Raw genomic sequence first — 21,964 nt, forward strand, 5'->3', positions numbered from 1 at the left:
TTGACACCTATGTACATTTATCCTAATTTCAGATCGCCGAGCCTGATGATGCCCACTACGGAGCACAGAATAATGTCCAGCGATCCCCTGCTGCAGCCTTACAAAATCAAGCACCTGACCCTGCGCAATCGGATCATGACCACGGCCCACGAACCGGCCTACCCGGTGGACGGCATGCCGCAGGCGTTGTACCGCGCCTACCACGTCGAACGCGCCAAGGCCGGCGTGGCCTTGACCATGACCGCAGGCTCCGCCGCCGTGTCGCGGGACAGCCCGCCAGTGTTCAACAACGTGCTGGCGTACAAAGATGAAGTGGTCGGCTGGTTGAAGGACCTCACCGATGAGTGCCACGAACACGGCGCGGCAGTGATGATCCAACTGACGCACCTGGGCCGGCGCACACGCTGGGACAAGGCTGATTGGCTGCCGGTGGTCTCGCCGTCGCACCGTCGCGAGGCGTCACACCGCTCCTTCCCGAAGAAGATGGAAGACTGGGACATCGAGCGGATCATCAAGGACTACGTCGATGCCGCCGAGCGCATGCAGGCCGCCGGCTTGGATGGCCTGGAGCTGCAAGCCTACGGCCATTTGATGGACCAGTTCTGGTCACCGCTGACCAACGAACTGGATGGCCCTTACGGCGGTTCCCTGGAAAACCGCATGCGCTTTACCTTCGACGTCCTGCGCGGCATTCGCCAGCGCGTCGGTGAGGACTTTCTGCTGGGCGTGCGCTACACCGGCGACGAAGCGCTGCCGGGCGGATTCAACGCCAGTGAGGGCCTGCAGGTTTCGCATATGCTCAAGGACAGCGGGCTGGTGGATTTCCTCAACGTGGTACGTGGGCATATCGATACCGACGCGGGGCTGACTGACGTGATTCCGATCCAGGGCATGCGCAACTCGCCGCACCTGGATTTTGCCGGCGAGATCCGCGCGTCCACCGGCTTCCCCACCTTCCACGCGGCGAAAATCCCGGACGTGGCCACCGCGCGCTACGCCATTGCGTCGGGCAAGGTGGACATGGTCGGCATGACCCGCGCCCATATGACCGACCCGCACATCGTGCGCAAGATCATCGAGCGGCGTGAAGACGACATCCGCCCCTGCGTCGGCGCCAACTACTGCCTGGACCGCATCTACCAGGGCGGCGCCGCCTACTGCATCCACAACGCGGCGACCGGCCGTGAAACCAGCATGCCCCATGAGATTCCCAAGGCTGCGGTGAAGCGCAAAGTACTGATCATCGGCACGGGCCCGGCCGGGTTGGAAGCGGCACGCGTTGCCGGCGAGCGCGGGCATGATGTGACCGTACTGGAAGCGGCGGACCAGCCCGGCGGGCAAATCCGCCTGACCGCCCTGAGCGAGCGGCGCCGCGAGATGATCGGCATCATCGACTGGCGCATGGCCCAGTGCGAACGCCTGGGCGTGAAATTCCACTTCAACACCTGGGCCGAAACCGAGACGGTGCTGGCCCATGAGCCGGACGTGGTGATCGTCGCCACCGGCGGCATGCCGCACACCGACGTGCTGGCCGCGGGCAATGAGCTGGTGGTGTCGACCTGGGACATCATTTCCGGCGACGTCAAGCCGGGGCGTCATGTGTTGATCTTCGACGACGCCGGCGACCACGCCGCGCTGCAAGCCGCCGAGGTGATTGCGCAAAGTGGCGCCAGCGTCGAAATCGTCACCCCGGACCGCGCGTTCGCCCCGGAAGTCATGGCCATGAACCTGGTGCCCTACATGCGCAGCCTGCAGGACCTGGACGTGACCTTTACTGTGACCTATCGGGTCGAGACGGTGGAGAAACGCGACGGTCGACTGCTCGCCCGTTTTGGCAGTGACTACGGCGCGGTGCACAAGCAGCGGGTGGTCGACCAGGTGGTGGTCAACCATGGCACGCTTCCCCTGGATGACCTGTACTTCGAGTTGCGTGCGCACTCCAGCAATGGCGGCGCGGTCGAGCAGCAGGACTTGATCGCAGGGAACGCGCAGAACATCGTGACCAACCCTGAAGGTCGCTTCCAACTGTTCAGGATCGGTGATGCAGTGGCCGCACGTAACACCCATGCGGCGATCTACGATGCGTTGCGGTTGGTCAAGGACCTTTAAAAACGCTCAAACACCCCCGGAGTGGTTTCGGCATAGCCAAACGCCCCATAGAAGCGGTCCAGTTCACGCCGCTTCAGGGCCTTGCCGGTGAACACGCTGACATACTGGGGAATACGCCGGAACCGCACCACGACCTCTTCGGTGGTGTTCATCGAGATATAGCCGATCTGCGTCAGGTAAATGGTCCGGGCACGCACATCGGCGGCCTCGTCGTCGTAACCAAAACGTCGGAACATGCCGGTCAAGGCGTTGATACGGGCGTCATCGGCCTGCGCGATTTCTGCCGCGACCTCCGCCGACTGCATCGCCCAACTGCGCACGGCGAATTCGAATTGCGAGTCGAACAGTTCCGGGTTCAACCAGCATTCGAAGACGTTGAGAATGGCCTCGGAAATACTCTCGGCATAGCGCTCGCACTGGTACACCAGGTTGCCGGTGTTCTTGTCGCGCCAACGGCTCAGCAAGGCGGAAAGCAGTTGCTCACGGTCCTCGAAAAACCAATAGAAACTGGTGCGTGACAAGCCCAGCTGCTTGGCCAGGGGCATCACGCGCACGGCGTCGATACCGGATTCTTTGAGGGCCGCGTAGGCGGCGTCCAGCCACACATCGACCGAGCCGCGCCAGCCTGTGTCCTGGTTCTTGCCTCGCGGTTTTGCGGGTTGCGACATCCTTGGGTCACCTTTGCCGGGGAATTGCCGGTCACTCTACACGCACCCATCCACGCGTGCAGTTCGTCGGCAAAATCGCATGAAGAAAAAATCCGGACTACTGTATTTATGTACAGTTAGATAACTTAAGGATGAGCATCATGAACGACAATTTGAAGCAGTCAGGTTCTACCACCACCTCCCAACCCACCACCACATTCGAGCAGGCCAAAACCGGCAGAGCCCTGGATTTCACCTGGTCGCCTGACGCCAACACGACCACCACCATCGTCTCGGCGGATTGTGTCGACTATCGCGTCAATACCGCCCAAGGCAGCCCGACCGGTGACAGCCACTCCATAGCACGACTGACCTATGCCCAAGGCAACGGCGGTGGCCAGGTCGGCACGCTGTTTCTCGAAGAGGTGCGTGCCGGCGTACGCGCCAACACCCAGATCGGACTAATGGTAGGCCGCAAATGGGCGCTGGATGCCGACGCAGCGGACACCGGCAGCATTGGCACCTACGTGGTGGAACAGTTCGATGACATGCGCGCCAGCGTCAACTATGTGGGGGCGTTCGCCCGCGTCTTTGCCGATCCCCGGATGGTCAGTTATCACGCCGGGGGCCATGTGCACACCAATATCTCGATCACCGGCAGCAGAGCCCTGAGCATGGCGGACTCCGGCAAGTCGATCCTGGTCATCAGCAATACGGACGTCACGCTGACAGTGGGAGACGATGTGACTGAAGGCTTCAGGGCCACGTTGATCCAGGCGGCAGCCGGCAAAATCAACATCGCCGCATCGAGCACCCACACGCTGTACAGCAATGCCGGAAACCGTACACGCACGCTCAACCCGCTGGATGAACTGGAGGTCAGCACGTTTCCAGGGGGCCCGGTGTTCCTGGCTTTTCGGGTCAGGCCTGCGGCTTGATGCAAACGCTCGGATCTGGTGTCACCGCTACCGGATGGGTGCCGGCGACTGCTACACCACTTAGCCAGGCTGCGCGGTGCCTTTAGGGGCGGCGCCCTCCCCCTGCGCCGACAACACAATCGCCAGCACGATCAACGCCGCGCCTGCCAACATCCGGTAGGACGGCGCTTCATGGAACAGCCACCAGGCGCAGGCAATCGCGTACACCGGCTCCAGGGAAATGATCATGCCTGCGCTGCGGGCGTTCAAACCCTTGAGGCTTTTGAAGAACAGCGCCTGGGACACCGCCGTGCAGAGCACGCCGAGAATGGCGAGGTTGAGCCAATCGACAGGCTCCAGCGCCACCAGGTCGAACACTGCAACCGGCGCCATGAACAGCGCCACGGTAGCGTTCTGCCAGAACACCACTTGCACGCCATTTCGGCCATCGGTGGCGCGGCGGTTGGTCATGGCCAGCAAGGCGAACGACAGCCCCGAGGCAATCCCCCACAGCAGCCCGACCGTGCCTTGGTTGGCGATCTCGAACGAGGGTGTCACCAGTATCAGGCCGAGCGTGACCAACAGCAGCAACAGCGCTTCAGCCAGGCGCGGCCGGTCGCGGAACACCGCCATGTCGAGCAAGGTGATAAACGCCGGAAAGCTGGCAAAGCCCAAGGTGGCGACAGCGACGCCACCGACCTTGATCGCAATAAAAAACGTGATCCAGTGCGCGGCCAGCATCAGCCCTGAGACGGCATAGATGCCGAGTTTCCTGAGGTTCAGGCCGCGCAGCAGCGCGCGGTCCTGCAGGTGTGCGAACACCCCCAGGGCCAGCAAGGCAAAGGCTGCACGGCCAAAGGTGATCACACTGGCGCTGGCGTGGATCAGTGCGCCAAAAATACCGGTCAAGCCAAACAGAATTGCAGTGATATGGGCAGAAGTAAGGGCAGTACGATAGGCAGTCATGAAAAGGCTTCGAAAAAACGAGCTGGGCCGTGGACTTCTTATTGTTGACCCGGTGGAAAGGAAGGCGCCCCAATCGCCGCTTGCGTGGAGCTTTGTAGAGGGACGCCTGGTTTTTTAACCTTCGGACACGTCGATCCAGATGGTCTTGATCTCGGTGTACTGGTCGTGTGCCCAGATGGACTTGTCGCGCCCCCCGAAACCCGACTGCTTGTAGCCACCGAACGGGGTCGAGGCATCGCCTTCGCCGAAGCAGTTGACGGTGACGATACCGGCACGGATCTCGCGGGAGAGCTTGATCGCATTGCGCAGGTTATCGGTGTACACCGACGCCGCCAGGCCGTAGATGGTGTCGTTGGCCAGGGCAATGGCTTCTTCCAGGGTGTTGAACGTCGTGACGGTCAGCACAGGGCCGAAGATTTCTTCCTTGAACAGCACACTGTCGGCCCCCACGCCATCGACCACGGTCGGCTCCACGTAGATATCGCCTTGGGTCTTGCCACCGTAGACCACGCGCAGGTTTTCGTTGCCGGCCTGCACCAGGTACGAGCTGACCTTATCGAAATGCGCACGGCTGACCATCGAGCCCAGGCGATTGTCCGGGTCGAGCGGGCTGCCCATCTTCCACGCTTGCAACTGCACGCCAATGCGCTTGAGCAGTTCGTCCTTGATATCGGCATGGACGATAAGGCGCGAAGACGCCGAGCAGTTTTCGCCCATGTTCCAGAACGAACCATTGACGATATGCCCCGCCACCACATCCAGGTCGGCCACGTCGTTCATCACCACGGCCGGGTTTTTGCCGCCCAGTTCCAACACGATGCGCTTGAGGTTCGACTCTGCCGCGTACTGCAGGAACAGGCGCCCGGTGTCGGTGGAGCCGGTGAAGCTGACCATGGTGACGTCCATGTGGCGACCCAACGGTTCGCCCACTTCACGACCGCCGCCGGACACGACGTTGAACACGCCCGCCGGAATCCCGGCCTGGGCGCCCAGCTCGGCCACGCGCAGCGCCGTCAACGTGGTTTCCTTGGCCGGCTTGACCACGATCGAGCAACCCGCCGCGAGGGACGGCGCGATTTTCCAGGCCAGCATCAGCAGCGGGAAGTTCCACGGCAGCACCAGGCCGACCACGCCGATGGCTTCGCGTACCACCAGGGTCAAGGCGTCGGCGCCGACTGGGGCGGTGTTGTCGTAGATCTTGTCGATCAGCTCGGCATGCCAGCGGATCATGTGGATGGTTTCCGGCACGTCGGTCAGCTGGCACTCACGCACCGGCTTGCCGCTGTCCAGGCTTTCCAGCACGGACAGTTCGTGGGAGTGCTGTTCCAGCAGGTCGGCAAAACGCAGCAGGACTTTCTTGCGCGTGCCGGGGCTGAGCTTGTGCCAACGGCCGTCGTCAAACGCTTGCTTGGCCGAAGCCACGGCGTAGTCCACATCGTTGCTGTTGCACGCGGTGATTTCAGCCAGCACTTCGCCGGTCGCCGGGTTGGTGGTGGTGAACGTCTTGCCCGAACCCGAGGTGTGGGCCGCGCCGTTGATGAAGGACGTGGTGGGAAACTGGATGTCCTGGGCGATGGCCGCGTATTCGGCGGCGCTGAGCAGGTGAGTCATCATGCACCTCCGACGATTTGCGCAACGTCGCGCTTGAGGTTGGTGATCACCGTTTGCAGCGCCTGGTTTTCGCTCTCGGTCAACGGCTGCAGCGGTGCGCGCACGCTGCCGGTACGCAGGCCATTGAAGGCGCAACCGGCCTTGATCGCCTGGACGAATTTACCGCCTTCGAGGAAGTCCATCAGCGGCATGAAGGCGCTCATGATCTTGCGACCCTTGTCGAAGTCTTTTTCGACCACGCAGGCTTCATACAGGGCGACGTGTTCACGCGGCACGAAGTTGGAACCGGCACACACCCAGCTGCGGGCGCCCCAGGCGAAGAACTCCAGGGCCTGGTCATCCCAGCCGCAGGACAACGCGATGTTCGGGTATTGAGTGGCCAGGCGGTGCACCTGGCCCATGTCGCCCGAGCTTTCCTTGATCGCCACGACGTTTTTCGAAGCGGACACGGCCTTGAAGTACTCATCGCCCATGCTCACGCTCATGCGGCCTGGGTAGTTGTAGAGCATGATCGGCAGGCCCGCAGCCTGGTCCACGGCCAGGGCGTGGATGGCGTTTTCCTGTTCGGTGGGCAGTGCGTAAGGCGGCGAACCGACCAGGATCGCGTCAGCCTTGATCGCACGGGCGGCCTTGGCGTATTCCACCGAATCTTCGGTGCGGATGGCGCCGGTGCCGACGATCAACGCGACGCGGTTGCCAATGACTTCCTTGGCGTGGGCAGCCAGGTCGATGCGCTCCTGAGAGGTGTGCGCGTAGTACTCGCCGGTGGAGCCGCCAATGATGACGCCGTGTACCTTGGATTCGATCAGGTATTCCAGCACGTCGGCGAACGCGGCGCTGTCGATCTGGCCGGTGGCGGTCAACGGGGTGATTGCCGGGGTGTAGATGCCTTCAAACTTCATGGGTGTTTCTCCAACAGTGAAAGTGATGTGGTTTGCGCTCAACTGCTCAACGCAGCGGCGTCCCGCAAGTTCAGCGAACGTGTTTCCGGGGCCATGGCCCAGGCGGCGGCCAGGCCGATGAACGTCACGCCAGCCGCGACGTACATGGTGTTGCCGATACCAATCGAGTGAAGCGACAGCGGTACGAGGTAGGTGCCGATGGCAGCGCCGACTCGCGACAGTGAGGTGCCGATGCCCACGGCGAACGCGCGGATTTCGGTGGGAAACAGTTCGTTCGGGTAAACCAGTTGCAGCACCTGGGCGCCGCCGATGAACACGGCGTAGGCGCCGAACAGCAGCAGCACGAGAATTTCGTGGCTATTGGAAAACGCCGCCAGCAACAGCAAGGCAAGGCCTGACCACAGGAAGCTGTTGATCAGCATGCTGCGTCGACCGATGGTGTTGATCAGCCGCGTGGCCAGCACGCAACCCACCACGAACAGCAAGGTGATGAACATCGAGCCGTAGGAGGCCCACTCGCCTTTCAGGTTGAGGGCTTGCAAGACCTTGGGGGCGAATGCGTAAACGGCGAACACGGGGATGATCGAACAGGACCAGAACACCGAGACAAAGAACAAGCGCTTGCCGTACCCCGAGCGCAGCAGGTCACGAAAGGTCATCTTGCGTTCGTCGGGTTGCTCCGGCAGGTCACGCAACGAGTAGTGCGGCCCATAGACGCGCTTGATGACCTGCTCGGCTTCGGCCTCGCGGCCCTTGCTCAGCAACCAACGCGCCGATTCCGGCGTACCCAGGCGCAGCACAAACAGCACCAGCCCGATCACCGAGGCACTGGCCAGAGCGTAGCGCCAGGCGTCGTCGGCACCGGTATTGAGGATCGCGTTGCCGACCACATAGGCGAATGCCGCCCCGGCGAACCAGAGGATGGTCAGGGCGGCCAGCCGAGGGCCGCGTTGCTTCTTCGGTAGGAACTCCACCAGCAAGGAGGTGGCAACGGGGTATTCAATGCCCACGGCCAGGCCGATGATGAAGCGCAGGGCAAACAATGCCCAGGCCGACTCCACCCAGAACTGCGCCAGGGAACACACAATAAATAACGACGGGCCAATGAAATAAACTTTCTTGCGCCCTAACTTATCGGTCAGCCAGCCGCCGATAAAACCGCCAAAGAACACGCCGATCAAGGCAGAGGCGGCAATAAGGCCTTGCCAGAACTCGGTCAGTTCCAGTGCACCGGTCACTTGCAGCATCGCAATGCCGATAATGCTTAATACATAGCCATCCACAAATGAACCACCGCCCGAACGGGCCGTGAGCAATCGGTGAAAATTGTTAAGCGGTACATCCTCAACTGAGGCATTCGGACTTGTCATTATTATCTCCTACTTCGCTTCGTTCATTCGCCGGGGTACAACGCACACTTGAAATCCAGGCGAATGAAAGCCGTCTCAATCAGAAACCGCAGTCGCGTAAACGCCTGCTGTTTTCCAATCAATAGATTAAGTTCGGTATTGCGTAACGAGCGTGTTGCGAATCAGCTTTCCTGGCCGGCGCGGCTTTGCCCCCATAGCAAGTTCATGTTTACACCCGCTGATAACAGCGGCTCCGGTGGGTTTCTGCTCGGGCCCGGGGACGTCAACAGGAAGTCCACCAGGTGATTGCGCTTGCCCGCCAGCCATTCGGCCAGCAAGGTGCCAGTAACCGTGCCGCGGGTGACGCCCAGGCCGTTGCAGCACAGCGCGCCATAGACGTTTTTGGCCAACTCGCCGAAGTGCGCCATATGGTTGCGCGACAGGCTGAGGGAGCCTCCCCAGGTGTAGTCGAACGTCACCTCGCGGTGCAGTGGGAAGCGGCGGTCGAAGGACTCTTTGTGGCGCTTGACGAACCGCTGCAGGTACTTGGGGTTGCTGCGCCCGTCGGCGTTGAAGCTGAAGCTGTTGCGCACCAGCAGGCGGTTGTCGACGGTGCGGCGCAACGTAGTGCCAAACGGGTCGGCGGGGATTACGCCCCAGAATGGATGGCCACCCAGGCGTGCCTGCTCGTCTTCGTCCAGCGGTCGGGTCAGGCTGGCGTAGGTGAAGATCGGCAGCATACGGCTCTTGAGGAAACCAAAGCTCATGGCGAACGCGTTGTTGGTCAGCACCAGCTTGTCGGCGATGATGCGCCCGCCCTTGTGGATCAACACGGTCTTGTCGCCATACTCCACTTCGGTGATCGGGGTGTTTTCGTACAGCGTCACGTTGGCCGGCAAGGTGTCCGCCAGCCCTTTCACCAGCGCCGCTGGCTGCACCAGTGCGGTGCCCGGTGTGAACAGGGCCTTGCGGTAGAAACCGGTGCCGATGTGGTTGGGCATATCGTCGGCTTCGATCACTTGATAGGCCTGGCCGAGTTTGTCGAGGCCACGGCGGTAGGCATTCAGCACGGCAATGCCACGGTCTTCGACGGCGGCCTGGTACTTGCCGCAATCGCGCCACTGGCAGTTGATGTTGTGCTGCTCTACCAGCGCACGCAGCATGGACTGCCCGGCGAGATTGAGCTCCATGCTGATCCGGGCGGTGGCGATGTCGCCGATGTAGTCTTCGGCACCGATGTCATGGGGCAAGTCGATGGCAAAACCGGCGTTGCGCCCGGAAGCGCCGTAGCCGACCTCCTGGGCTTCGATCAACACGATCTCGTCATCCGGAAAATTCAGCGCCAGTTGACGCGCCGCCGCAAGGCCGGTGAACCCCGCCCCGACCACGGCCCAGCGCGCCGAGCGGATACCGCTGTGGCGCGGGCGTGCCACGCGCGGTGGGCTGAGGTGAAACCAGCCACAGGTTGAATCGTCTGCCGGGGTGTTTCTGATGAGTGCCATTTTCGCGACCTGGGTTCTTTTATAGTTGTTAGAGCTAACAGCTACCCGTCTGCATCGCGTCACACTGGCCCGGCATCAACCGATCAGAAGGTGAGCGCTACATCCAGGCCTTCGGGCGCCGCGTACTCGGACATCCGCCGACGGGACAGTTCGAGGTGGGCCCGCACGATTTCCCCGGCCGAGACCGGATCGTGGTGTTCGATTGCACGGATCATCTCGTCGTGCTGCTGCGCGGCCACTTCCAGGTCTTCCTGCATGTCGACGGTGGTCGGATGGCGATAGAAGATTTTGCCCAGGCGTGCGTGGTCGATCAGCAAGCGTTGCAAGCTCGGCATCAGGTAGGCGTTGTGGGCCATCTTGCCGATTTGCAGGTGGAACTCGTCGTTGTACAACACACGGTTCTCGACATCTTTTTCCTCGATCGCGATACGGAACAGCGCCTGGATTCGCTTCAACTCCACCACCTCGGCAGGCGTTGCGTGGGAGCAGGCCAGCTGCGTGGTGGCGATGTAAATCAGCGGTGCCGCCAGGAAAAAACTGCGCAGCGACTGGTAACTCATGGCCGACACCCGCGCGGCGCGGTTGGCTTCGAGGTCGATGTACCCTTCCGCCGCCATCTGCCGCATCAGTTCACGCACCGGTGGGCGCGACAAACCGAATTCATCACACAACGCCAGCTCGTCCACCACCGCACCGGGTGCCAGTTCCATGCTGAGGATTCGACGCCGCAGCGCTTCACCCAGTACCGTCTTGCGATCGATGCTTGGCTCGGCCGAAGCCGGTGTAGTGAGTTCTTTGGTAGCCATGTGAAACCTTCCTAGTAGTAAGTGCACACGGTCTACTACCTGTATTCGCACTATAAAACAACAAAATACTTTGTGTCTACAATTAAAATACACAGTGTTAAATTCAGTTGAAACCCTTTGCCAGCGGGGCTTTCCAGCTATTTGACCAGGCGGATTTCCTTGGACGGACGATGGCCGAAATAGGCGCTGTAGCACTTGCTGAAATGGCTGGGCGAGACAAAACCACAGGCGACCGACACCTCGACAATGGTCAGCGAGGTGTGCTGTAACAAGCGCCGTGCCTCGGTGATGCGCAGGTCCATGTAATAGCGTTGCGGCGAGGTGCCCAGTTGCTCCTTGAACAGCCGCTCGATCTGTCGCCTCGAGCGCCCGGCGTAAAGGCACAGGTCGACCATTTGCAACGGCTCTTCGAGGTTGACGTCCATCAGGTTGATCACTTCGCGCAGCGGCCCACTGACCGAAACGTTCAACATCGGCTTGATCCGGCGAAAGCGCGACGCCTCAAACGCCAGGATGTCTTCAATACCGTCGGTGAGGCTCTTGCCGTGCAAGCTGCGGATCCACTCCAGCGCCATGTAGAACGTGCCGGTGGGGCTCGATGCCGTCAGACGGTTACGGTCCACCACGTAGGCTTCACTGGTGACATGACTGAGCCGCGCGATCTCGGCCAATGCAGGGCGATGCTCGGGGTGAATCGCGCATCGGTATCCCTCCAACAGCCCCGCCCGCCCCAGAAACCAAGCACCGTTCCACACGCCCGCCAGCGTTACGCCCTGCTCCGCCGCCGCACTCAGCAGTACGGTCAATTCATCGTTGTAACGCAGCGGCGTGCGATAACCGCCGCAGATCACCAGCAAATCCAGATCGAGCACAGCCTCCAGGGTCAGGCGCGCGTCGGGACGGATCACCAGGCCCAGGTCACTCACCACCTCATCGCAGACCAGGCCGAAGGTGCGCGTGGCGAACAGATCCGCGCGCAACAGGTTGGCGGTGACGATAGTGTCCAGCGCCTGGGTAAACGCCGGCAGCGAAAAGTGCTCCAGCAATACAAACCCCGCCCGCGCCTTGCGCACCTCCTGGCCGTGATGATCATTGAGGTAACGCAGGTTCTTGCCATGCATAGCACCACTGAATTGACGTCGCACTACCACGTCATACCCGCCGTGCCTGGCGTTGCAATGCGCCGCGTGACAAACGGTCGAGCAACAGCGCCACCGCCACAATCGCCAGGCCGGCACGCAGGCCCAGGCCCATCTCCATTCGCGTCAAGCCACGGGTCACTTCGGCGCCAAGGCCCCCGGCCCCGACCAATCCGGCCAACACCACCATCGCCAGCGACAACAGGATGCATTGGTTCAGCCCCACCAGCAGCGTGGGCGCCGCCGTGGGCAATTCGATCTTGAGCAGGATGTGCCGTGGCGATGCGCCCATGGCCTGGCCCAGTTCCAGCAGGTCCTTGGGCAACTGCTTGAACGCCAAGGTGGTCAGCCGCAGCATCGGTGGGATGCCATACACGATAGTGGCAATGATGGCCGGCACGCGCCCCAGGCTGAACAGCATCACCGCCGGGATCAGGTACACCCACGGCGGGACGGTTTGCATGATGTTCAGGATCGGCAGCAAGGCCGCGTCCACACGCTTGACCCGTGCGGCAAGAATGCCCAGGGGGAACGCAACGCTGACGGAAATCAGCACCGCCACCGAGACCAGCGCGATGGTCTGCATCGACGCCACCCAGAGCCCGGCAAACAGGCAGAACGCCAACATCAAACCGGCAAACAGCGCCACGCGCCAGTTGGCGAAGATCCATGCCAGCACCACCACGATGGCAATCAACACGTAGGCATGGGGCGCTAGCAGCAGGCCCTCGATCACACCCAACGAGGCCTCGATCACCTTGCCGATCAGCACGAACAGACCGTGCAGGTGGGTGTTCAGCCAGTCGATGGCAGGGGCCAGAAACTCACCCGGTGAGATACGCAAATCAGCAAGGCTCATTGACTGGCTCCTCGGCGCGATTCAGCCGCGCTTTGTGCAAGACGGTCGAGAATCATCGTGAGGATGACGATGGCCAGCGCCGCATTGATCGACTTGGCGATGTCCAGGGTTCGCACCGCACCGTAGATGGACTCGCCCAACCCGCCGGAGCCGACGATACCGGCAATCACCACCATGCCGAATGCCATCATCAGGCTCTGGTTGACCCCGGCCATGATGCTCGGCATCGCAAAGGGCAAGCGGATCTTGAAGAACATCTGCAAGCCGGTAACGCCGCTGGCATCACCCAGCTCTACGAACTCCTTGGGCGTCATGCGTATGCCCAGGGAGGTCAGGCGCAGCGCCGGCGGCACCGCGACGATAAACGTGGCCAGCAGCGCCGTCGCCGGGCCATAGCCGAGCAAGGCAATCGCCGGCAATAGATAGATATAGGGCGGCAGTGTCTGCACCAGGTCCAGGCACGGGTCGACCACACGATCGAACGCCGGCGTGAGCCCGGCCAACACGCCCAACGGCACCGCTACCAGCAATGCCAACAGCGTGGCGGTGAGTACCAGCGCCAGGGTGCTGACGGTCTCGGGCCACAGCCCGATAACTTCACACAGCAGCAAGGCCAGCGCCGATAACACCGCGAAGCGCAGCCCCACCATGCGCCAACCCAGCAGGCCGATGACGAGGGCAATCACATAGAACGGCGGCGCAGCGATGCACCACTGCACGCCTTTAAATACGGCGGTCAGGGCCGTATTGGCGGCGTCGAAGAAAAACTCGCCATTGTCCTGCAACCACATCAGGCCGGCGTCTACAGCGGCATCGAACGGTACCGAGAAATCCGGCGTACTCATGTCGACGCCTCCAACACCGGGGCCAAGGCCTGGGCCTCGTTGGGAATGCCCTGCACGCCGCGCAGCAGATCTCCAGGTGTGATGATGCCCACCACGACGCCCTGCTCGACCACCGCCAACGGCTCAAGATCGGCGCCCATGGTCAAGCCAATCAGTGCGTTGATATCGGTTTCTGGCGTGGTTTGAGTGAGCCGGGTGAAATCGCACAGGGGGAACGCCTGTGCATAACGCGCCACCGGCGTCATCACCGAATGGGCCTTGACCAGGTGCAAGCGCGAGATGCCCGCGACGAACTCGGCGACATAGTCATCGGCCGGGTTCAACACAATCTCTTCGGCCGTGCCGACCTGGATAATCACGCCGTCCTTCATGATGGCGATGCGGTCACCGATGCGGATGGCCTCTTCCAGGTCGTGAGTGATGAACACCGCGGACTTGCCCAGCTCCTTGGTAAGCTGGCGGAACTCGTCCTGCAACTGGCGACGGATCAGGGGGTCGAGCGCACTGAACGGCTCGTCCATCAGGATGATTTCCGGGTCGGCAGTCAGCGCGCGCGCCAGCCCGACACGCTGCTGCATGCCGCCAGACAGCTCGCTCGGGTAGCGCGAAGCCCAGTCACTCAGGCCGACCTTGGCCAGCGCACGCTCCGCCACCTGATAACGCTCGGCCCTGCCAACGCCCTGCACTTCCAGGCCGAAAGCGGTGTTTTCCAGCACGGTACGGTTGGGCAACAACGCCACACTCTGAAACACCATGCCAAGGTGTTTGGCCCGCACTTCGCGCAACTGTGCGGGAGATAAAGCGGACAAATCCTTGCCCTTGACCAGCACCTTCCCGGCGCTGGGGGTGATCAGTTTGTTGAGCAAGCGGATCAGGGTCGATTTGCCACTGCCGGACAAACCCATGATGCAAAAAATTTCACCGCGGCGAACCTGCAGGCTCACATCCGACACCCCCACCACGCAGCTGAAATCCTGCAGCACCTGGGTTTTGCCGAGCCCTTTGTGAACCACCGCTTGCATCGCCGCCTTGGCATTCTGACCGAAGATCTTCCAGACCGACTGGCAATCCACAAGCACTTCGTTAGTGTCTATTTTGAGCGTTGTCATGTTTGAGCCTATTGAACCAGTTCGACTGGTTTTTCTAATTGATCAGAACGCGTTATCTGTACCCGGCAGTGGCAAAAAAGAGTGAGGTTTATTGTTTGATATTGGCCCAGCGTTTCATCAAGTCGGCATGGTTGTCGGCCCAGCCCGCAACGGCCTGATCCATGCTCTTGCCGTCCTTGACGGCGCCGTTGATAGCGGTGATGTCGGCAAGCGGCACGTAGACGCTGGCGATGACTTCGCGGGCGTGGGGGTATTCAGCGGTGAAGCCCTTATGACCGATCCAGTAATAGGCCTGCGGGGGAGCGAAAGAACCCTTGGGATCCTTGAGGAACTTAAGGTCGAACTTCTGGGCCATCCACGACGGCTCCCAGATGGTGACCGCGACCCACTCCTTGCGGTCTACGGCGGACTTCAAGGCGGCCGTCATCGCGGCAGTACTGCCTTCGAGCAACTGCAGTTTGAATCCGTAATCCTTAACCGCCTTATTGGCGTCGCTCATCAACCCTGAACCCGGCTCGATGCCGATGATCTTGCCGCCAAACTTGTCGGCGTTATCGTTGAGCTGTTCCAGCGAATCGATATCGACGTACTTGGGTACGGCGATCGCCTGGTAGAGGCCATAGGAAACCGGCGAGAGTTTTTCCAGGCGGTTCTTGTTTTTGTTCCAGTAGTCCTGGGTGGCGTAATCGGTCTGTGAAGCCAGGACTTGTACATCACCCTTGGTCAGGGCCGCATAGGCAATACCGATTTCCGAGAACTCAACCACTTTCACGGTATAGCCGGCGTTCTCCAATACCTTCTTGGTAATGCCGGTAATCGGCGTCAGGTCTTCCCAGGACATGGTGCCGACCGTGATGGTTTTTTCTTCGGCCTGCACCGGAAGCGCAACCACACCCACTAACGCAACCGCACAAACGGTTTTCCAAAAGTTCTTCATGGCGCGCCTCGATCTACGTTGTATTTATAGTTTCTGGCCCTGTTCAAAGGCCGGTGTGTTGGAACAACAAGGAAGGGTTCGGCAGCGCTGAGGGCGGCCTGTTGAAGCGAGACTCGCATGGGAAAAACGGAGGGTCAAGAGAATGTATTTTCTGTGTATACAAATATAATTCACACAAAACACAAACCAAATAATATTTTTTATATGTAATTCATAGAGTTAGACGAGAACGACAAAATATCGACAAGTCGGTTATAGGAAAGTATCAGGTCGCTTTTGGAATGCTATGAAGAGAGGAAAACGGACGGGGTCGTAGAGGTCTGGAGTGGGGGGCACTCCAGACAGACTCAAAAAAACCGCGCGCCCTACCCTAACTCACGCTTGAGTTGCTCGCGATCCAACGCCCCATCCCAGCGCGCAATGAACAACGTGGCCACACCGTTGCCGATCACGTTGATCAGCGCACCGCCTTCCGAAATAAATCGGTACACGCCGAGCACCAGCACCAACCCCGCCGCCGGGATCACATCGATGGAGCCGAGGGTGGCAGCCAGGGTAATGAATGCGCCGCCGGTCACGCTCGCCGCGCCTTTGGAGGTCAGCAGCAGGATCAACAGCAAGGTCACCTGGTGATACAGCGACACATCGATGTCCAGCGCCTGGGCAATGAAGATCGCCAGCACCGTCATGTTGATGCAGCTGCCGTCGAGGTTGAAACAATAACCGGATGGCACGACCAGCCCCACGGTGGACTTCTCGCAGCCAAGCTTTTCCAGCTTACCCATCAGGCGCGGCAAGGCGGATTCCGAGGACGAGGTGCCCAGCACCAGCACCAGTTCTTCACGGATGTACTTGAGGAACTTCCACAGGCTGAAACCGGCCAATCGCGCGACCAGGTTCAACACCACGAACACAAACACCAACCCGGTAATGTAGTAGCACACCAACAGGTTCACGTAGGCCCCCAGCGATTGCACGCCGTATTTGCCGACGGTGAACGCCATGCCGCCAAAAGCCCCGAGCGGCGCCAGGTACATGACAATCTTGAGCATGCGGAAAAACGCCTTGGCCACCAGGTCGATGGTGTTCAGCAAGGGTTTGCCGGTATCGCCCAACAGCTGCAGGCCAAACGCAAACAACACCGAGATGAACAGCACCTGGAGGATGTCGCCGTCGGTAAACGCGCCGAACACCGTACTGGGCACGATATGCGTGAGGAAGCCGACCACGCTCTGATCGTGGGCCGCCTTGGTGTAACCAGCGATGGTCGACGCATCCAGGCTGGCCGGGTCGATGTGCATGCCCGCGCCCGGCTTGAGCAGGTTGACACCGATCAAGCCGATCACCAGGGCGATGGTGGTCAGCACTTCAAAGTAGATCAGGGATTTGAAGCCGATGCGGCCGATGCGCTTGAGGTCCTGCATGCCGGCAATGCCGCTGACCACCGTGCAGAAGATGATCGGCGCGATCAGCATCTTGATCAGCTTGATGAAGGTGTCGCCCAAGGGCTTCATCTGTTCGCCCAAACTTGGGCTGAAGTGACCGAGGATCACCCCCAGCACAATGGCTGCGAGCACTTGCACATACAGGTGCTGGTAGAACGGTGTGCGCTGTGGCAGCGCTTGGATCGACGAGCTGATTATTTTTGTCATGGCTCTGCCTATAGGTTTTGTGAGGGACGTCGCTGGGTTTCAGGTCACCACGTTGATCGGTTTGTTGGCGGCGAATGCCTCGATGTTGGCCAGCAGCACCGCCTTGAGGCGCGCGACACTGCTTTGGCTGGCCCAGGCAACGTGGGGCGTGATCAGCAGATTGGGGTGTTCACAGTGCAGCAACGGGTGGTCCGCCTGCGGCGGCTCCACGTGCAGCACATCCAGTGCGGCGCCGCCCAATTGACCACTGGCGAGAGCGGCCAGGACGGCGTTTTCGTCTACCAATGCACCGCGAGCGGTATTGATCAGCAAGGCGCCGGGTTTCATCCGCGCGATTTCGGCGGTGCCGATCAGGTAACGGGTCTGGGGCGTCAGCGGGCAATGCAGAGTCAGCGCATCAGCCTTGGCCAACACCTCGTCGAACGCCACGTAGCCCGCCCTCACCTGCGGCGCGCCACGGTGTTCGGCAAACAGCACGGTAATGTCCAAGGCCTTGGCCAGACGCGCGACACGGCTGCCGATGTCGCCGCGACCGACGATGCCCAGGGTCGAGCCTTGCAGGTCCTGGATCGGCGCACCGTGCACGCAAAAATGCGATGACTGTGGCCACAAGCGCGCCGAGGCGACACGGTACGCCATCAAGTGACGGCGCAGCGCAAACAGCGAGCCGATCACCGACTCTGCCACGCTGACCGCGCTGTAGGCCGGCACGTTGCACACCGTCACGCCTTGATCACGGCAGGCGGCGAGATCCACGCAGTCGTAGCCGGTCGCCGCCACGCAGATCAGCTTCAGGCGCGGCAATTGCTCAAGAGTGGCGCGGTCCAGGCGCACCTTGTTGGTGATCGCCACGTCGGCGTCGGCCAGGGCTTCGATTACGTGATCGGGGCGGGTGTGCTCACGCGCGGTCCAGTGGCTGGCGTGGGCAGGACGCGCCAATGGAGACGGCAGGCTCGCGCCGTCGAGAAACACGATATTCATGCGGGCACCTGCTCGGAAATTTCGATGAGGTTAAGGTCGGGGTCGCGCACATACACCGAACGAATCGGGCCGGTTGCGCCGGTGCGCAGCACCGGGCCTTCGATGATCGGCCAGGTTTCAGCCTTCAAATGGGCAATCACTGCTTCCAGGGGAATACTGGCGATAAAGCACAGGTCCAGCGCGCCAGGCACCGGCAGGTGGGCCTTGGGTTCGAACTCATGCCCACGCTCATGCACATTGATTTTATGGTTGCCAAAACGGAAGGCGACGCGGCCGTTGCCAAAGGTCTCCAGGCGCATGCCCATGACGCGGGTGTAGAAGTCTTTGCAGGCGCTCAGGTCAATAGTCGTGAGGACCAGGTGGTCGAGATGATCAATCATGATGGGCTACCTGTTGGGTCAGGGTGTGGACGTGTTCGGGAATGGGGTGCAGGTCCAGGCGCTTGCCGGCCTTGAGGATCTGGCTGGGCGTGGCGTGGCCGATCAGGCCGGGTAACCGGGCAGAGGCGGCCAGTACGCGGTCCAGTTGCAGGCCGGTGTCATAGCCCATCAGGTCGAGCATGTGCACCAGGTCTTCCATGCACACGTTGCCGCTGGCGCCGGGTGCATAGGGGCACCCGCCAAGGCCGCCCAGCGAAGCGTCGAAACGGTCGATCCCGGCCTGCAACGCCGCCAGGGTATTGGCCAGGGCCATACCACGGGTGTTGTGGAAATGCAGGGTCAGTTGCAGCTCGGGAAAGCGCTCGCGCACTTGCCGCGACAAGGCTTCCACCTGTGTGGGATAGGCCATGCCGGTGGTGTCGCACAGCGTGACGCCGCGCACGCCCAACTCGGCAAAACGCTCGACCCATCCCAACACATCGTCCGCCGGCACATCGCCCTGCATCGGGCAGCCAAACACCGTGGACAACGACACATTGACCGCCACCGGCCCACGCCCAATCACGCCCACTACATCCCTCAACTGGGCAAATGATTGTTCACGGGTCATGCGCAGGTTGGAGCGGTTATGCGGCTCGCTCACCGACATCACCAGGTTGGCCTCGTCGATGCCACAACCCAGCGCCCGTTCGGCACCGCGCACATTGGGTACCAGCACCGTGTACTCCACGCCCTTTTGACGCTGGATCCCGGCCATCACGGCCTCGGCATCGCGCAACGCGGGGATGGCCTTGGGCGAAGTAAACGAGGTCACTTCGATCTTGGCGTAGCCGCACTGGCTCAGTTCGTCGATCAAGGCGATTTTCTGTTCGGTGTCGATAAAAGTCTTTTCGTTCTGGAAGCCGTCACGGGTCGCGACTTCCTGCAGGTACAGGCGTTTCATAGAGCTACTCCTTGATTCAGATCAGGCCGCGAGCGCGCCAAGCTTCGCGGGTCGGCGCGTCGATACCGATGCCGTCGAGCACCGCATCGGTGTGTTGCCCAAGCGTGGGTGCGCGCGAGTGCACGCGGCCGGGGGTGGCCGTCAACTTGGGCACGATGCCGGGCAAGGTGACGGCGGTGCCGTCGTCCAACTGGCTGGCGAGCAGCATGTCGCGCGCCTGGTAATGGGGGTCGGCGGCGATGTCGGCGGCGTCGTAGATCTTGCCGGAGGGGATGTTGGCGTCCTTCAGCGCGGCCAGCACCGCATCGAGGTTTCTCTCGGCCGTCCAGGCGGAAATCGCTGCATCGATGCGCGCCACATGGCGCACGCGGCCGTCGTTCTGCGCCAGTTCCGGGTCGTCGGCCAGGTCCAGACGTTCGATCTTTTCCATCAGGCGCCGGTAGATGCTGTCGCCATTCCCCGCGATCAAGGCGTACTTTCCATCCTTGCAACGGTAGGCATTGGTCGGCGCGATGCCTGGCAGGCTGCTGCCGGCCGGTTCGCGCACGCTGCCGAACACCGAATACTCGGGAATCAGGCTTTCCATCATGTTGAAAACCGACTCGTACAAGGCCACATCCACCTGCTGGCCAGCACCGCGATTCTGCTCGCGATGGCGCAAGGCAAGCAGCACACCGATCACGCCGTGCAACGCGGAAAGCGAGTCGCCTATCGACACCCCTACCCGCACCGGCGTACGGCCCGGCTCGCCGGAGAGATGGCGCAGGCCGCCCATGGCTTCACCGATCACACCAAAGCCCGGTAAGTCGCGATAAGGTCCGGTCTGGCCGTAGCCAGAGACCCGCAGCATCACGAGGCCAGGGTTGATCGATGACAGCTCATCCCAGCCAAGGCCCCACTTCTCCAGGGTTCCAGGGCGGAAATTCTCGATCAGGATGTCGGCGTCCTTGACCAGCCGCTTGACCACGTCACGCGCTTCGACCTGGCGCAGGTCGAGGGTGACAGACTGTTTGTTACGCGACTGTGCAGCCCACCACACCGACGTCCCGTCGTGCAGCAAGCGCCATTTACGCAGGGGGTCGCCGGTGACCGGTGGTTCGATCTTGATCACTTCGGCGCCGAACTCGGCGAGGATCTTGGCGGCGAAAGGCCCGGCAATCAGTTGGCCCATTTCGACCACCTTGATGCCTTCCAGGGGTAGGCTCATGACGTTGTCCGTTCTTGTTGGAGGTGATGGCCGGATAATCCCCTCAAAAACAGGCCGTGAGAATGTCAAAGATTTCCACTACTCTTTCCTGACTGGAAACACGGAGATGGAAATGATCAACTTGCTGCAACTGGACCTGGCCTCCCTGCGCCTGCTGGTGCTGGCCGCCAAAACAGAAAATCTCACCCAGGCCGCCAACAGCGCACACATGACCGTTTCCGCCGCAAGCAAACGGCTGGCCGAACTCGAACGCGTCACCCACTGCACCCTGTTCACCCGCGTGCCCCGTGGCCTGCAACTGACCCCGGCCGGACGCGGCCTGGCCGAGCATGCGCGCACCCTGCTCGACGTGGCCCAGCAAATGGCCCATGACGCCAACGACTACGCCAAGGGTGTACGCGGCCACGTGCGGTTGTTTGCCAATACATCGGCGGTGATCCAGTTCCTGCCGGCGGACCTGGCGAGTTTCCTGGCCGCCAACCCGCATGTGCGCATCGAGTTGGAAGAAGCCCTCAGCGATCGCACCATTCACGCGGTGGAAAACGGCGAGGCCGAGATCGGCATCTTTGCCGACAACGTGCCCGCTCCCGGCTTGCACATGCGGCCCTATCGACGTGACCGGCTGGTGGTGCTGGTGCCGCAAACCCATGCGTTGGCGCAGCGTTCAAGCGTGACGCTGGCGGACACGCTGGACTTCGATTATGTCGCCTTGAACCAAGGCAGCTCGCTGCTGCGCCGCATCAACGATGCCGCTGCCGGCACCGGCAAGCGTCTCAAGGTGCGTATCCAGGTCAGCAGTTTTGATGGTATCTGCCGGATGATCGAAGCGGGACTGGGGATCGGCATACTGCCGCTGGGGTCGGTGCATCCCGAGTTGCTGGCGTCCAAGCTGCGGGCGATACCGCTTGAGGGAGAATGGGCGTCACGGACCTTGTATGTCGGCGTGGCGGATGCGACGCGCCTGTCGCCGGAGGCGGCGAACCTGTATCGCTATTTGAGCAATCTGGAAGTTTAGCCTGATCGCCAGCGCGTGGGTCATCAACTCTCGTATGGGTGCGCTCAGTTCGGCTTTCATACTTGAGTCTCCCTCTCCGGTCAGCATG

At 61.3% G+C, this 21,964-nt stretch carries 20 protein-coding genes; 3 read left to right on the forward strand and 17 right to left on the reverse strand.

The window, feature by feature from the left end; translation table 11 throughout:
* Positions 1-72 precede the first annotated feature (72 nt).
* Positions 73-2,109 carry an NADH:flavin oxidoreductase gene (locus tag HX812_RS07515; RefSeq protein ID WP_038851418.1) on the forward strand — a complete coding sequence of 679 codons (2,037 nt, stop codon included), beginning with the start codon at positions 73-75 and terminating at the stop codon, positions 2,107-2,109.
* On the opposite strand, the gene HX812_RS07520 is transcribed toward HX812_RS07515, so the two are convergent.
* Complete coding sequence (locus HX812_RS07520; protein ID WP_038851417.1) at positions 2,106-2,777, reverse strand: TetR/AcrR family transcriptional regulator; 672 nt, start codon at positions 2,775-2,777, stop codon at positions 2,106-2,108. The genes HX812_RS07515 and HX812_RS07520 overlap by 4 nt on opposite strands.
* Before the next feature lie 140 nt (positions 2,778-2,917).
* Here HX812_RS07520 and HX812_RS07525 point away from each other — a divergent pair, with 140 nt between their 5' ends.
* Positions 2,918-3,694 carry a hypothetical protein gene (locus tag HX812_RS07525; RefSeq protein WP_038851416.1) on the forward strand — a complete coding sequence of 259 codons (777 nt, stop codon included), beginning with the start codon at positions 2,918-2,920 and terminating at the stop codon, positions 3,692-3,694.
* Positions 3,695-3,754: 60 nt separating this feature from the next.
* Here the strand turns inward: HX812_RS07525 and HX812_RS07530 are convergent, their stop codons facing one another.
* From HX812_RS07530 to HX812_RS07605, 16 genes are all read right to left on the reverse strand, one after another.
* The gene (locus HX812_RS07530; protein WP_038851414.1) at positions 3,755-4,639 is read right to left on the reverse strand and encodes a DMT family transporter; all 885 of its coding nucleotides are present in this window, start codon (positions 4,637-4,639) and stop codon (positions 3,755-3,757) included.
* A gap of 114 nt (positions 4,640-4,753) precedes the next feature.
* Positions 4,754-6,250, reverse strand: a complete 1,497-nt coding sequence (locus tag HX812_RS07535; RefSeq protein ID WP_038851413.1) for an aldehyde dehydrogenase — start codon at positions 6,248-6,250, stop codon at positions 4,754-4,756.
* Positions 6,250-7,152 carry a dihydrodipicolinate synthase family protein gene (locus HX812_RS07540; RefSeq protein ID WP_038851412.1) on the reverse strand — a complete coding sequence of 301 codons (903 nt, stop codon included), beginning with the start codon at positions 7,150-7,152 and terminating at the stop codon, positions 6,250-6,252. The genes HX812_RS07535 and HX812_RS07540 overlap by 1 nt, the downstream gene beginning before the upstream one ends.
* A gap of 38 nt (positions 7,153-7,190) precedes the next feature.
* Complete coding sequence (locus HX812_RS07545; protein ID WP_038851411.1) at positions 7,191-8,522, reverse strand: MFS transporter; 1,332 nt, start codon at positions 8,520-8,522, stop codon at positions 7,191-7,193.
* 161 nt (positions 8,523-8,683) lie between these two features.
* Positions 8,684-10,003, reverse strand: coding sequence for an FAD-binding oxidoreductase (locus HX812_RS07550; protein ID WP_038851410.1), 1,320 nt, complete (start codon positions 10,001-10,003; stop codon positions 8,684-8,686).
* An 83-nt stretch (positions 10,004-10,086) separates the two neighbouring features.
* Positions 10,087-10,809, reverse strand: a complete 723-nt coding sequence (locus HX812_RS07555) for a GntR family transcriptional regulator (RefSeq protein WP_038851408.1) — start codon at positions 10,807-10,809, stop codon at positions 10,087-10,089.
* Positions 10,810-10,946: 137 nt separating this feature from the next.
* Positions 10,947-11,960 carry a GlxA family transcriptional regulator gene (locus tag HX812_RS07560; RefSeq protein ID WP_177077317.1) on the reverse strand — a complete coding sequence of 338 codons (1,014 nt, stop codon included), beginning with the start codon at positions 11,958-11,960 and terminating at the stop codon, positions 10,947-10,949.
* Between the two features lies 1 nt (position 11,961).
* Positions 11,962-12,807: a proline/glycine betaine ABC transporter permease gene (locus HX812_RS07565; protein ID WP_016979689.1), complete on the reverse strand. Its 846-nt coding sequence runs from the start codon at positions 12,805-12,807 to the stop codon at positions 11,962-11,964.
* Positions 12,804-13,652: a proline/glycine betaine ABC transporter permease gene (locus tag HX812_RS07570; RefSeq protein WP_038851404.1), complete on the reverse strand. Its 849-nt coding sequence runs from the start codon at positions 13,650-13,652 to the stop codon at positions 12,804-12,806. The genes HX812_RS07565 and HX812_RS07570 overlap by 4 nt, the downstream gene beginning before the upstream one ends.
* The gene (locus HX812_RS07575) at positions 13,649-14,761 is read right to left on the reverse strand and encodes a glycine betaine/L-proline ABC transporter ATP-binding protein (protein WP_038851402.1); all 1,113 of its coding nucleotides are present in this window, start codon (positions 14,759-14,761) and stop codon (positions 13,649-13,651) included. The genes HX812_RS07570 and HX812_RS07575 overlap by 4 nt, the downstream gene beginning before the upstream one ends.
* Positions 14,762-14,849: 88 nt before the next feature.
* Positions 14,850-15,698: a glycine betaine ABC transporter substrate-binding protein gene (locus HX812_RS07580; RefSeq protein ID WP_038851401.1), complete on the reverse strand. Its 849-nt coding sequence runs from the start codon at positions 15,696-15,698 to the stop codon at positions 14,850-14,852.
* Positions 15,699-16,063: 365 nt separating this feature from the next.
* Positions 16,064-17,350 (reverse strand): C4-dicarboxylate transporter DctA, encoded by a 1,287-nt coding sequence (gene dctA / locus HX812_RS07585; RefSeq protein WP_038851400.1) that lies wholly within the window; start codon positions 17,348-17,350, stop codon positions 16,064-16,066.
* Positions 17,351-17,389: 39 nt separating this feature from the next.
* Positions 17,390-18,331 carry a D-2-hydroxyacid dehydrogenase gene (locus HX812_RS07590; protein WP_038851399.1) on the reverse strand — a complete coding sequence of 314 codons (942 nt, stop codon included), beginning with the start codon at positions 18,329-18,331 and terminating at the stop codon, positions 17,390-17,392.
* Positions 18,328-18,711: a VOC family protein gene (locus HX812_RS07595; RefSeq protein WP_038851397.1), complete on the reverse strand. Its 384-nt coding sequence runs from the start codon at positions 18,709-18,711 to the stop codon at positions 18,328-18,330. Before HX812_RS07595 ends, HX812_RS07590 begins: the two co-directional genes overlap by 4 nt.
* The gene (locus tag HX812_RS07600; RefSeq protein WP_038851395.1) at positions 18,704-19,654 is read right to left on the reverse strand and encodes a hydroxymethylglutaryl-CoA lyase; all 951 of its coding nucleotides are present in this window, start codon (positions 19,652-19,654) and stop codon (positions 18,704-18,706) included. The genes HX812_RS07595 and HX812_RS07600 overlap by 8 nt, the downstream gene beginning before the upstream one ends.
* 16 nt (positions 19,655-19,670) lie before the next feature.
* The gene (locus HX812_RS07605) at positions 19,671-20,861 is read right to left on the reverse strand and encodes a CaiB/BaiF CoA-transferase family protein (RefSeq protein ID WP_038851393.1); all 1,191 of its coding nucleotides are present in this window, start codon (positions 20,859-20,861) and stop codon (positions 19,671-19,673) included.
* A 112-nt stretch (positions 20,862-20,973) separates the two neighbouring features.
* On the opposite strand from HX812_RS07605, the gene HX812_RS07610 reads away from it, so the two are divergent.
* Entirely contained in the window at positions 20,974-21,876 is a 903-nt protein-coding gene (locus HX812_RS07610) for a LysR family transcriptional regulator (protein WP_038851473.1), read from the forward strand.
* Positions 21,877-21,964: the final 88 nt, after the last annotated feature.

It is taken from the genome of Pseudomonas sp. IPO3749 (genome assembly GCF_013386605.1).
In the GTDB taxonomy this organism is placed as follows: domain Bacteria; phylum Pseudomonadota; class Gammaproteobacteria; order Pseudomonadales; family Pseudomonadaceae; genus Aquipseudomonas; species Aquipseudomonas azotoformans_A.

Excerpts from the sequence above, each read along its gene's own strand:
- HX812_RS07515 (WP_038851418.1), top strand. The coding sequence starts at position 73 with ATGTCCAGCGATCCCCTGCTGCAGCCTTACAAAATCAAGCACCTGACC.
- HX812_RS07520 (WP_038851417.1), bottom strand. The coding sequence starts at position 2,777 with ATGTCGCAACCCGCAAAACCGCGAGGCAAGAACCAGGACACAGGCTGG.
- HX812_RS07525 (WP_038851416.1), top strand. The coding sequence starts at position 2,918 with ATGAACGACAATTTGAAGCAGTCAGGTTCTACCACCACCTCCCAACCC.
- HX812_RS07530 (WP_038851414.1), bottom strand. The coding sequence starts at position 4,639 with ATGACTGCCTATCGTACTGCCCTTACTTCTGCCCATATCACTGCAATT.
- HX812_RS07535 (WP_038851413.1), bottom strand. The coding sequence starts at position 6,250 with ATGACTCACCTGCTCAGCGCCGCCGAATACGCGGCCATCGCCCAGGAC.
- HX812_RS07540 (WP_038851412.1), bottom strand. The coding sequence starts at position 7,152 with ATGAAGTTTGAAGGCATCTACACCCCGGCAATCACCCCGTTGACCGCC.
- HX812_RS07545 (WP_038851411.1), bottom strand. The coding sequence starts at position 8,522 with ATGACAAGTCCGAATGCCTCAGTTGAGGATGTACCGCTTAACAATTTT.
- HX812_RS07550 (WP_038851410.1), bottom strand. The coding sequence starts at position 10,003 with ATGGCACTCATCAGAAACACCCCGGCAGACGATTCAACCTGTGGCTGG.
- HX812_RS07555 (WP_038851408.1), bottom strand. The coding sequence starts at position 10,809 with ATGGCTACCAAAGAACTCACTACACCGGCTTCGGCCGAGCCAAGCATC.
- HX812_RS07565 (WP_016979689.1), bottom strand. The coding sequence starts at position 12,807 with ATGAGCCTTGCTGATTTGCGTATCTCACCGGGTGAGTTTCTGGCCCCT.
- HX812_RS07570 (WP_038851404.1), bottom strand. The coding sequence starts at position 13,652 with ATGAGTACGCCGGATTTCTCGGTACCGTTCGATGCCGCTGTAGACGCC.
- HX812_RS07575 (WP_038851402.1), bottom strand. The coding sequence starts at position 14,761 with ATGACAACGCTCAAAATAGACACTAACGAAGTGCTTGTGGATTGCCAG.
- HX812_RS07580 (WP_038851401.1), bottom strand. The coding sequence starts at position 15,698 with ATGAAGAACTTTTGGAAAACCGTTTGTGCGGTTGCGTTAGTGGGTGTG.
- dctA (WP_038851400.1), bottom strand. The coding sequence starts at position 17,350 with ATGACAAAAATAATCAGCTCGTCGATCCAAGCGCTGCCACAGCGCACA.
- HX812_RS07590 (WP_038851399.1), bottom strand. The coding sequence starts at position 18,331 with ATGAATATCGTGTTTCTCGACGGCGCGAGCCTGCCGTCTCCATTGGCG.
- HX812_RS07595 (WP_038851397.1), bottom strand. The coding sequence starts at position 18,711 with ATGATTGATCATCTCGACCACCTGGTCCTCACGACTATTGACCTGAGC.
- HX812_RS07600 (WP_038851395.1), bottom strand. The coding sequence starts at position 19,654 with ATGAAACGCCTGTACCTGCAGGAAGTCGCGACCCGTGACGGCTTCCAG.
- HX812_RS07605 (WP_038851393.1), bottom strand. The coding sequence starts at position 20,861 with ATGAGCCTACCCCTGGAAGGCATCAAGGTGGTCGAAATGGGCCAACTG.
- HX812_RS07610 (WP_038851473.1), top strand. The coding sequence starts at position 20,974 with ATGATCAACTTGCTGCAACTGGACCTGGCCTCCCTGCGCCTGCTGGTG.